Source organism: Streptococcus sp. KHUD_010 (assembly GCF_040207525.1).
In the GTDB taxonomy this organism is placed as follows: domain Bacteria; phylum Bacillota; class Bacilli; order Lactobacillales; family Streptococcaceae; genus Streptococcus; species Streptococcus hominis.
The window spans coordinates 422289-434003 of record NZ_CP157941.1; the positions used below are offsets into that span (position 1 = coordinate 422289).

General features: G+C 39.7%; 10 protein-coding genes. 9 read left to right on the forward strand and 1 reads right to left on the reverse strand.

Annotated elements, in window-relative coordinates; genetic code table 11:
* The first annotated feature begins 54 nt into the window (after positions 1-54).
* The 5 genes from ABKA15_RS02065 to ABKA15_RS02085 all read left to right on the forward strand — a co-directional run bounded on the left by ABKA15_RS02065 (position 55) and on the right by ABKA15_RS02085 (position 4879).
* Entirely contained in the window at positions 55-513 is a 459-nt protein-coding gene (locus ABKA15_RS02065) for a MarR family winged helix-turn-helix transcriptional regulator (RefSeq protein WP_003039423.1), read from the forward strand.
* A complete protein-coding gene (locus ABKA15_RS02070; protein WP_049514148.1) occupies positions 506-2272 on the forward strand; it encodes an ABC transporter ATP-binding protein in 1767 nt (588 codons plus the stop codon). Before ABKA15_RS02065 ends, ABKA15_RS02070 begins: the two co-directional genes overlap by 8 nt.
* Positions 2262-4022, forward strand: coding sequence for an ABC transporter ATP-binding protein (locus tag ABKA15_RS02075; protein ID WP_106388169.1), 1761 nt, complete (start codon positions 2262-2264; stop codon positions 4020-4022). Before ABKA15_RS02070 ends, ABKA15_RS02075 begins: the two co-directional genes overlap by 11 nt.
* Before the next feature lie 211 nt (positions 4023-4233).
* Positions 4234-4548: a PTS cellobiose transporter subunit IIB gene (locus ABKA15_RS02080; protein WP_022525145.1), complete on the forward strand. Its 315-nt coding sequence runs from the start codon at positions 4234-4236 to the stop codon at positions 4546-4548.
* A gap of 10 nt (positions 4549-4558) precedes the next feature.
* Positions 4559-4879, forward strand: a complete 321-nt coding sequence (locus tag ABKA15_RS02085; protein WP_021002019.1) for a PTS cellobiose transporter subunit IIA — start codon at positions 4559-4561, stop codon at positions 4877-4879.
* Between the two features lie 126 nt (positions 4880-5005).
* On the opposite strand, the gene ABKA15_RS02090 is transcribed toward ABKA15_RS02085, so the two are convergent.
* Entirely contained in the window at positions 5006-6403 is a 1398-nt protein-coding gene (locus ABKA15_RS02090) for a glycoside hydrolase family 1 protein (RefSeq protein WP_049514144.1), read from the reverse strand.
* Between the two features lie 143 nt (positions 6404-6546).
* Between ABKA15_RS02090 and celB the strand changes: the two genes are divergently transcribed.
* The 4 genes from celB to ABKA15_RS02110 all read left to right on the forward strand — a co-directional run bounded on the left by celB (position 6547) and on the right by ABKA15_RS02110 (position 11651).
* Positions 6547-7815, forward strand: coding sequence for a PTS cellobiose transporter subunit IIC (celB, locus tag ABKA15_RS02095; RefSeq protein ID WP_003039647.1), 1269 nt, complete (start codon positions 6547-6549; stop codon positions 7813-7815).
* Between the two features lie 33 nt (positions 7816-7848).
* Entirely contained in the window at positions 7849-8574 is a 726-nt protein-coding gene (locus tag ABKA15_RS02100) for a GntR family transcriptional regulator (protein ID WP_049514142.1), read from the forward strand.
* 32 nt (positions 8575-8606) lie between these two features.
* Positions 8607-9551 carry a mannose-6-phosphate isomerase, class I gene (gene manA / locus ABKA15_RS02105; protein ID WP_049514140.1) on the forward strand — a complete coding sequence of 315 codons (945 nt, stop codon included), beginning with the start codon at positions 8607-8609 and terminating at the stop codon, positions 9549-9551.
* 252 nt (positions 9552-9803) lie between these two features.
* Complete coding sequence (locus ABKA15_RS02110) at positions 9804-11651, forward strand: APC family permease (protein WP_049514138.1); 1848 nt, start codon at positions 9804-9806, stop codon at positions 11649-11651.
* Positions 11652-11715 lie beyond the last annotated feature (64 nt).

An 11715-nucleotide genomic window follows, 5' to 3' on the forward strand; every position in this document is an offset into this window, starting at 1 on the left:
TAGTTCTCATGGAAACCAATTGGTTCTCTAGCGAACTATTTGAAAGGAAATCAAATGGAAAAACCATTATTAGAATTCAAGCGATTTGGACGGAAGACACATCTGATGATTCAAAAAATTGCCAAAGAGCGAGGGATTGAATTTATGGCGGGTCCGCAGGGGCAAGTATTGCATTTTGTGAATCACCGCGAAGACTGTGATAAGATGACCTTTATTAAAGATATTGAGCAGGAGTTGGGCATTACTAAGTCCGTTGCCAGTAATTTAATGAAGCGAATGGTGAAGAATGGCTTGATTTATCTGGAAGTAAGTGAGACCGATAAACGCGCTAAGATTATTCGTTTAACGCCGGAATCAAAGGAGCGCATGAATAAAATTCGTGATTTTTTTGATGAAATGGATCGTTGCCTATTGACAGATATTTCAGAAGAAGATTTGGTTACTTTTTTTCAAGTGATGGGGAAATTTTACCAGAATATTGAAAAATTAGAAAAAGGAGAAACGAATGGTTAAATTGTTTAAACGTTTAACTGTCAAAGAAGTAGGGATGATTGTCATCAGTATCTTGTTTACTTGTTTAACAGTTTATTTGGAATTAGAGGTTCCAACTTATATTTCAAAAATTACGGAACTCCTACAGATGAGGGGGACAGTAGTTTCTGATTTGTGGAATCCAGGTTTGAAAATGATTGGGCTGTCTTTTGCGAGCTTTCTTAGTGCTGTGACAGTTGGCTTTATTGCGGCTAGATTGGCGGCTAGCTTTACAACGAGTTTGCGGTCAGATATTTTCAATCGTGTGCTGGATTATTCAGACGCTGAGATTAAGCGATTCTCTATTCCGAGTCTTTTGACCCGGACAACCAATGATCTTACGCAAATTCAACTTATGATTACAATGGGCTTGCAAGTTGTGACGCGTGGGCCAATCATGGCGATTTGGGCGATTACGAAAATCATTGGGAAATCAGAATACTGGCTCTGGGCGGTTATTGTGGCGGTTATTGTGAATATTATCATGACAACAGTTCTGATGACGCTGGCCTTTCCAAAGCAATCCGTTATTCAACGGTTGACTGATAAGTTAAATAGTATTACGCGTGAAAGTCTAACAGGGATTCGTGTTGTTCGGGCTTATAACGCTGAAGACTATCAAGATGACAAGTTTGCAGGAGCTAATGATGAAGTGACTCGTTTGAATCTCTTTGTCAGTCGTCTCATGGCGATTTTAAATCCAATTATGATGGGGATTTCGAGCGGCTTGACTTTGGCGATTTATTGGATTGGGGCTTACTTGATTCAAGACGCAGCCTTACCAGAGCGCTTGCCTATCTTTAGTGATATGGTCGTCTTTATGTCTTATGCCATGCAAGTGGTGATAGGCTTCATGCTTATGGGGGCTCTTTTTATCATTCTACCTCGTACCTTGGTGTCTGCTGGACGGATCAATGAAGTGCTTGATTTATATTCAACGATTGAGTCTCCAACAGAGCCAAAAATAGCGAAAGATGTCAAAGGGGAAGTGGTATTTGACAATGTGTCTTTCCGCTATGCTAAAAACTCTGAGGCTGTCATTGAGCATGTCAGCTTTACAGCAAAAGCAGGTGAAACCGTAGCTTTCATTGGTTCAACCGGTTCTGGGAAATCTACTCTAATTAGCTTAATTCCTCGTTTTTATGATGTGACAGAAGGAAGAATTTTAGTAGACGGCGTAAACGTCAAAGATTATCAGCTAGAAGATTTGCATAATAAAGTTGGCTACATTCCACAAAAAGCTGTCCTCTTCTCTGGTGATATAAAGAGTAATTTGGACTTTGGACAAAGCAATGAAAGTCCATTGGATGATGAAAAAATGTGGTCTGCATTGGACTTGGCACAAGCGAAATCATTTGTTGAAGAAAAAGAAGACGGTTTGCAATCTGAAGTTGCACAAAGCGGTACGAATTTCTCTGGTGGGCAAAAGCAACGTTTGGCAATTGCGCGTGCGCTTGCTCGCAAGCCTGAAATTTTGATTTTTGATGATTCATTTTCAGCGCTAGACTATAAGACAGACCGCATTTTGCGGGAAGAATTAGCGAAAAAAGTGAAGGACACAACCAGATTGATTGTGGCGCAGCGGATATCAACGATTATGGATGCTGATCAGATTTTGGTACTGGATAAAGGAAAAGTAGTCGGTCAGGGTACTCATAAAGAATTGCTAGCAACAAACGATGTTTACCAAGAAATTGCTTACTCACAATTATCAAAGGAGGAATTGGAAAATGGAAAATAAAAAATCGTCTTTATTTAGCCAAGTGAAACCTTATCTCAAAGGTTTTCAGCTTCCATTGCTCATTGCATTTGTGGGAGCGGCACTATCTAGTATTATTACAGTTTATGGACCGGACAAATTAAAAGAAATTACCAATCTCATCACAGAAGGCATGCGAAGTCAGATTGATTTGAAAGCAATCTCCAACATTGCTCTTTTCTTAGCAATTTTATATGCAGTAGGGGCTTTATTAAATTATACTCAATCCTTTATCATCTCTTCAGTGATTCAGCATTTCTCCAAGCGTTTGCGGACTGCTATTGCTGAAAAAATCAATAAATTGCCTCTGCGCTATTTTGACAGCCATTCCCAAGGGGACACTCTTTCACGGGTCACCAATGACGTGGATACTGTTGGACAATCTCTGAACCAAAGTTTAGGAACGGTGATTTCATCAAGTTTGCTTCTCGTTGCGGTTCTCTTTATGATGTTTTACAATAATGTCGTTCTCTCCTTTGTAACGATTGGATCAGTCTTGATTGGCTTTGTCTTTGTTGCTTTGATTATGGGAAAATCTCAACGATTCTTCCGAGCACAACAAGAAAATCTTGCCAGCGTCAATGGCTATGTGGAAGAAATGTACTCTGGGCATAATGTCATTGTCAGCTACAATGCCGCAGACGAATCCAAAGCAGCCTTTCAAACGCTCAATACGAATCTTTACAACAGCATGTGGAAATCCCAATTTATTTCAGGGATTATGATGCCGCTTATGATGTTTGTAGGGAACTTCGGTTACGTTATGGTTGTTTTGGTTGGAGCGAGCATGGCCTTGAATGGCGATGTCACTATGGGAACGATTGTTGCCTTTATGGTGTATGTACGGACTTTCTCTCAACCGTTGTCACAAATTGCGCAAGGGATTACCACTCTTCAACAAGCTAGCGCTGCTATGGGACGCGTGTTTGAATTTTTAGCAGAGCCTGAAATGGAAAACGATGAGCACAAGGCGCAACAACTCACGACCTTAAAAGGAGATGTTGCCTTTGATAAGGTATTCTTTGGTTACAATCCAGATCGAACGATTATTCATGATTTTTCTGCCAATGCAAAAGCAGGGCAAAAAATTGCCATTGTCGGCCCGACCGGTGCTGGGAAGACGACGATTGTCAATTTGCTGATGAAATTCTATGAGATTGAGAAAGGGCGGATTACGATTGATGGTATTGATACGAAGCAAATGAAACGCTCCGAGGTACATGATGCCTTCTCCATGGTTCTTCAAGACACTTGGTTATTTGAGGGAACGATTAAGGAAAATTTGATTTACAATCAGAAAAATATTTCTGACGAAGCAGTTGTGGCAGCTGCCAAAGCTGTTGGGGTTCATCACTTCATTAAGACTTTGCCAAAAGGATATGATACGGTGCTGGACGATACTGTGAGCCTCTCTGTTGGGCAAAAGCAATTGCTAACCATTGCGCGTGCCCTTCTTAAGGATGCTCCATTGCTTATCTTGGACGAAGCGACTTCATCTGTTGATACACGGACGGAAGAGCTGATTCAAAAAGCGATGGATAAACTAATGGAAGGACGGACTTCCTTTGTCATTGCTCACCGTTTGTCAACGATTCGTAATGCTGACTTAATTTTGGTTATGCGAGATGGCAATATCATTGAACAAGGCAATCATGAACAATTGATGGAACAAAACGGCTTCTATGCTGATCTTTACAATAGTCAATTTGATGAAGACGCAGAATATGCGTAAAGGAAATGACAAACGATAAATTGCAATAGGGACTCTTTCTAGTCAAAATTTGACCGGAAAGAGTTTTTTGTTATTAAATTTTTCGAAAAAAGTATAATCTTTATATATAAAAGACTAGACATTTAACGAAAACTGTGCTATACTAATATCAATGATAGGCAATTCGTTAATAAAAAATTACCTAATATACAATATTTTAAGGAGAATTTTCATGGCAAAAGCGTTAATTATCTGTGCGGCAGGGATGTCTTCCTCTCTTATGGCAAAAAAGACAACTGAATACCTTCAAGGTCAAGGACAAGACATTACCGTTGAAGCAATTGGTGCAACAGAAGGAAATAAAGTGATTGAATCTGCAGCGTTTGATCTTTATTTAATTAGTCCTCAAACAAGAATGTATTTCAAACAATTTGCTGACCTCGGTGAAAGAGTTGGACGCCCAGTTGTTCAAATTCCGCCTCAAGCCTATGTGCCTATCCCAACAGGGGTCGCAGCCTTAGCCAAAGTTGTAACGGACAATCTATAAAGAGGGTTTTATGAATACAGAAGAATTACAAGTAGCAGCGTTTGAAATCATTCTTCATAGTGGAACGGCGCGTGCAACAGTACACGAAGCATTTGCAGCGATGCGTCTTGGTCACTACGATGAAGCCTCTCAAAAATTGGAAGCTGCGAATACAGAGTTGGTTGAAGCGCATCACGCACAAACGAAATTGTTGCAAGATTATGCAAGTGGTGTTGAGATTAAGATCGAGATTATCATGGTTCATGCACAAGACCATTTGATGACAACGATGACATTACGTGAAGTGGCATTAGAAATGCTTGAATTATATAAAAAGCTAGAAGAAAAATAATTTATTGCTAAACCTCCTAAGAATAAACTTATAACATTTGTGCAAACTAGTTACATGTTATAGGTTTATTTTTAAGATAACTCAAACTCCCCAAGGTATCGGAACCCTTGGGGAGTTTTGCTAAATTCAATCTTCAAAACCGTTTTTGTCAGACAGTTCTTTAAAGAAATAACCCGATTTTTTAATCGTTCGTTTACCTTGTTGGTCTAGGTCAACGGCAATAAGTCCATAGCGATTTTTATAGGCATTGCACCAGGACCAATTGTCCATACAGGTCCAGAGATGATAACCAAGGCAGTTAGCTCCTTCGTTAATCGCTTGATGAAGGTAACGGAGATGATCTTTGATAAAGTAAATACGGTAATCGTCCTCGATTTGACCATTGGCATTGATATAGCGCTCCTCACCTTCAACGCCCATACCATTTTCTGAGATGTAGCAAGGAATATTACCGTAGTTATCACGAACGTTAATCATAATATCGTAAATCCCTTTTTCATAGATTTCCCAACCGCGATAAGGGTTCATTTTTTTATTCGGCATATCGTAGTAGTCAAAGAAATCATCTGGCATAGGATTCTGCGGATCTTTACCGGCAGGATTTTCTTTTGCTTTAATCCGACGTGGCTGGTAATAATTGACACCAAGCAAATCAATGGTGTTTTCTTTAATAGTCTGCAAATCCTTACTTGTGTGTTCTGGCACCATGTCTAATTCCTTAATAAGGGCAATCAAGTCAGCCGGATATTCGCCCTTGATAGCAGGATCTAAGAAAGAGCGGTTAAAGAAAGCATCCGCAATCTGAGCAGCTTTGACATCTTCGGGATTGTTTTCATCACGCGGATAGCTTGGAGTTAAGTTAAGGATGATCCCGATTTTTCCGTCTTGGTTTTCATGATAGGCTTTGACAGCTAAGCTACTGGCGAGCATTTCATGAAAAGCCACTTGAACAGCGTGTTTCATGTTGACTTCGTTAGGATAATGGAAGTTATAGAGGTAGCCACCTTCAACAGGGACAATCGGCTCGTTATGGGTAAACCAATATTTGACACGGTCTCCAAATAACTCAAAGCAGGTTTTTGCGAAATTTACATAAGCATCAACCGTTTCCCGATTGAGCCAACCGCCTTTTTCTTGCAGTGTCATTGGCATGTCAAAATGGTACAAGTTGATAAATGGCTCAATACCATTTGCAATCAGTTCATCAATGAATGAGTTGTAAAAATCTACAGCTTTGGGATTAACAGCGCCAACGCCTTCAGGGATTAGGCGACTCCATTGGATAGAAGTGCGGAAAGAATTATGCCCTGTTGCTTTCATCAATTGCACATCTTCTTTGTAATACTGATAATTATAAGAAGCTTTATCTGGGCCAATATGATTGAAGAATTTTTCGGGCTCTTTATCGTACCAATAGTCCCAGATATTCTCTCCCTTTCCGTCCCCCTCAAAACGCCCTTCTGTTTGCGGACCGCTGGAAGCAGTCCCCCAGAAAAATCCCTTTGGAAATGTTAGAAATGTCATATATTTTCTCCTTTAAAAAATTCTCTATAATATAATTCTATACTTTTTAGAAAAAAAGTCAATCTTTTATTAAAAAAGTATAGACATTTTACAAAAAATATAGTATAGTTAGAGTATCAAAAAAAGAAAAAGAGGGAAGATTGATGAACAAGTTTCTAGATCAAATCGGTGATAAGTTGTTGCCATTGGCAAACAAGCTCGCTTCCAATCGTTATTTGGCTGTTTTACGGGATGCTTTTATGCTCTCCTTTCCATTAACGATGTTTGGCTCAATCGTAGTAGTATTTAATAATTTGCCATTTTTTAATGATGCAACGAAAGCAACTTTATCTAATCTGTTTGGTAGCGGTCAAAGTGCAACAATGTCTATTATGACAGTGTTTGTAACGTTTGGTATTGGCTATTATTTATCAAAATCTTATGATGTAGAGGGAATCTTTGGAGGAGCCGTTTCCTTTTCTAGTTTTCTTCTCTTGACACCTTTTTATACCATGTCAGAAAAAGGTGAAAAAATTTCAGGCGTATTGAGTTTAGACCGTTTAGGGGCTAAAGGGATGTTCCTTGGCATGCTGGTTGCATTTTTGGCAGCGGAAATCTACTGCTGGGCAACGAAAAAAGGTTGGCAGATTAAAATGCCAGACAGCGTTCCGCCTGCAGTAGCCAAGTCGTTTGCGGCTTTGATTCCTGCCGTATTGACTCTTTCCATATTCTTGTTTGTCAATGCTGGTTTGACAGGATTTTTCAATGCAAATCTTCATGATATTATTTATAAGGTTATTCAAACGCCGCTAGTTGGCTTGGGAAGTAGTATCTGGGCAACTTTAGTGGCAATCTTCTTTGTTCAATTTTTATGGTTCTTTGGACTTCATGGACAAATTCTTGTTAATTCTGTCATGGATCCAATTTGGAATACATTGATGTTGGATAACTTAGAGGCTTATCAGGCTGGCAAGCATTTGCCACACATTATTTCCAAATCATTTATGGAAACATTTACTGTTGGTTTAGGTGGTTCTGGGATGACGCTAGCTGTAGTTATCATTATGGCTTTTATTCTGAAAAAGAAAATGTATAAGGACGTTGGACGACTTGCTCTTGGTGCGGGGCTATTCAATGTCAATGAACCAGTTATCTTTGGCTTGCCAATCGTTTTGAATGCGACTATTCTGATTCCATGGGTTTTAGCACCGATTGTTGTGACTGCGTTTAACTATACTGTGATGGCAGTAGGAATTGTTCCAGCTCCAACAGGAGTGGCAGTTCCTTGGACGGTACCCGTATTCTTTAGCGGAATGCTAGCAACCAATTCCATTTTAGGTGGTGTCCTTCAGTTAGTGGATATGGTGATTGTTGGATTTATCTGGTATCCATTCCTTCGTATGCTGGACAAACAACCTGATTCTGTATTATAATGAGATGAAAGACAGATTTGCAGGAGCTATCTTATGCCTAAATACGAAGAAATCGCCAATATACTTCGAGATAGAATTGCAAGTGGAGTCTACCCAGTAGACTCCATGTTGCCTATTCAGTCCGAATTATCAAAAGAATTTGGCGTCAGCCGAATGACCATCAAAAAAGCCGTTGAGATTTTAACCATTGAAGGACTCATTTTTTCTAAACAAGGAAATGGAACGAGAGTGTTAAATTCCTCCTTTTGGGATAAAGAAGATTCAAAATTTCGCTTGAATAACTACAATGGCTTGAGTCAAGATTTAAAAAATGATGAGCGAAAATTAACGAGCCAGATTATTCAATTTGCAGTTGAATTTCCAGAAGCTGATCTTGCAGAGCGCCTGCAAGTGGAAGTAACGGCACCGGTTTACAAAATCATACGTTTGCGTCTGTTGGATGAGCAACCTTATGTGTTGGAACACACGTATATGCCGTGTGACTTGGTACCAGGATTGAATGAGGAGATTTTGCTTCAGTCTATCTATGCTTATCTATGGGATGAGTTAAACTTAAAATTTGCTGGAAGTTATCGCCATATTACAGCTGAAAAGCCAGATGAATATGACCAGACCTATTTAGCTTGCCAAGAAACAGACCCGATTTTACAGGTGGAGCAAGTTGTTTATCTGGAAAATGGACGTCCGATTGAATATTCGAGAAGTCGCAATCGCTTTGACACGAGAGGATATTCTCTTTTAGATGTTAAAAATATTTAAGTCATTATTTGTACAATGAAAAGGAGGCAATGATGTCAGAACCATTATTTTTACAATCTGTTATGCAGGAAAAAATTTGGGGTGGAACGAAACTACGAGACGAATTTGGCTATGAAATTCCCAGTGACAAAGTAGGCGAATACTGGGCGATTTCGGCTCACCCGCATGGTGTATCAACGATCAAAAATGGTCGTTTTGCTGGTACGGGCTTAGATCAGCTCTATGCAGAGCATCGAGAGTTATTTGGTAATAGTAGTGAGCCTGTTTTTCCGCTTTTAACCAAAATTTTGGACGCTAATGATTGGTTGAGTGTTCAGGTTCATCCAGATGATCATTATGCTATGGAGCACGAAGGAGAATTAGGAAAAACGGAGTGCTGGTATGTGATTGCTGCAGATGAAGGAGCAGAAATTATCTACGGGCACAATGCCAAATCACGAGAAGAATTACGCCAGCAGATTGAAAAGAAAGAATGGGACAAGCTCTTAACCAAAGTGCCAGTCAAGGCTGGAGATTTTTTCTATGTTCCAAGTGGTACTATGCACGCGATTGGCTCAGGTATTTTGATTTTAGAAACGCAACAGTCTAGCGACACTACCTATCGTGTCTACGACTTTGACCGAAAAGATGCTAAAGGCAATCTGCGCGAGCTGCATTTGGAAAAGTCCATTGATGTGCTCAATATCGGTGCGCCAGCCAATAGCCGCCCAGTTACGCTGAAAGCAGATGATTTGACGTCAACGCTTTTAGTAGCTAGTGATTTCTTTGCTGTTTACAAATGGGAAGTATCAGGAAAAGTGGATATCAAGAAAACAGCTGCTTATTTACTAGTAAGTGTGCTAGCAGGGCGAGGTGTGCTGACCGTAGATGGAGAAACGTATCCAATCGCAAAAGGAGACCATTTTATCCTGCCAAGCGATGTGGAAGAGTGGACATTCGAAGGGCAAGACCTTGAAATGATTGTTAGTCATCCGTAATAGCTTTTATAGAACATCAGAGGTTGAGGAAAAGTCCTTGACCTCTTTTATCATAAGGTAAAGCATTATGGCGTAGTTCTCTACTGTTCTACAGATTTTTAAAGGTATCTGTGAAACAACCCTATCTGTATAATCCTTATATTTTTGCAGGAATTGTCAGTTATATTAAGAAATGATGTCATTTTCAGAAAACGTTGATACTATTTCAGAAAAGCGTTATAATAGCTGATATTGAAAATTTAGGAGAAAAAGATGTTTTCCAAGTTGAAGAATATTTTTATTGGTCGACCTTTAAAATCAAGCGATGAGGGAGATGAAGGGAATTTACTAACTAAGCTACAAGCCTTGGCTATGCTGTCAAGCGATGCTCTGTCTTCGATTGCCTATGGTCCTGAACAAGTTGTTTTGGTTTTGGTATCCGTATCTGCTGGTGCAATTTGGTGGTCTTTGCCAATCGGTATTGTGGTGCTGATTTTGCTGGCTAGTTTAACCATTTCATATCGTCAGGTGATTCATGCTTACCCACAAGGCGGTGGGGCTTATATGGTCACAACGGAAAATCTTTCCCCTAAAGCTGGTCTAGTTTCAGGTGGTAGTTTGCTAGTTGATTATATGTTGACAGTAGCGGTATCTGTTTCGTCTGGGGCGGATGCGATTACGTCAGCAATTCCTGCTTTGCATCCGTACAATTTGCACATTTCGATTATTTTAGTGTTGGTTTTAATGCTAATGAACTTACGCGGACTGCGAGAATCTGCGGTTTCTCTGATGATACCAGTCTACTTGTTTATTGCAAGTACTGTTTTCTTGATTGGCTTTGGTTTATTGCAATTATTACTGGGGAACTTATCCTACCATGCAACAGCTCCTATCGGAAAATCTATTTCAGGTGTCAGCTTAGTGCTCCTGCTACGCGCTTTCACGAGTGGTTCGGCTTCTCTGACAGGTGTGGAAGCCATTTCAAATTCTGTACCATTTTTCAAAACACCCAAAGCTGAAAATGCAGCGAAAACCTTGGCAATTATGGCAGCCATTTTAGGTTTCATGTTTGCTGGCATTACCTTTTTGAATTACTGGATTGGAATCGTTCCGGTAAAAGGTGTTACAACGCTCGCTCAAATGGCGCAAGCTATTTTGGGAAATTCACCTGTTGGACGACTTCTATTTTATATTTTCCAATTATCAACAGCTCTCATCCTTGCTGTAGCAGCTAATACAGGCTTTTCAGCCTTTCCTATGTTGTCCTACAATATGGCAAAAAATAAATATATGCCACACATGTATATGGAAAAAGGAGCACGCCTTGGTTATTCAAACGGGATTTTGACCTTAGCTATCGGTGCTATTCTTCTGTTGCTTATTTTCAACGGAAACACTGAACGGCTCATTCCGCTTTATACCATTGGTGTGTTTGTGCCTTTTGCTCTTTCTCAAACGGGAATGGTTGTGCATTGGCATAAGCAGTACGGAAAACATTTCTTAAAATATTCAGTAGCAAATATTTTAGGCGCTGCGATTTGTTACACCATTGTAGCGATTTTGCTACTTTTTCGTTTGCGAGATATCTGGCCATTCTTCCCGATTATCATCGTTTTATTATGGATTTTCCTGAGCATTAAAAATCATTACAATAAAGTGGCGAAACAGCTACGTTTGAATGAAGAAATTGAACGCGTAGACTATGCAGGAAATCTGGTTTTGGTGCTTGTCGGGAATGTCACACGCGTTAGTGTTGGTGCAATGAATTATGCCCGTAGTATCGGTGATGAGGTGATTGCCATGCACGTATCTACCAAAGAAACACAAGAAAAAGATGAAGAAGTAGCAAGTGAATTTAAACAATATTTTCCGGATATTCAATTTGTAAATGTGGAAACAAGCTACCGTAATATCATCAGACCAACCGTACAGTATGTGACAAAAATCGCTCGTGGTGCGCAGAAGAAAGGTTATACCGTAACAGTGCTGGTACCGCAATTTATCCCAAATCATAGCTGGCAAAATATGCTGCACAATCAAATGAGCTTGAAATTGAAATATTTTCTCAGATGGCATGAAAATGTCGTTGTGGCCAGTTATTCTTATCACTTAAAAGAGTAAGAACATAAAACGGTAGTTTTGAATGGAACTGCCGTTTTAGTCCTTTTATTTTCTTGAAAGATAT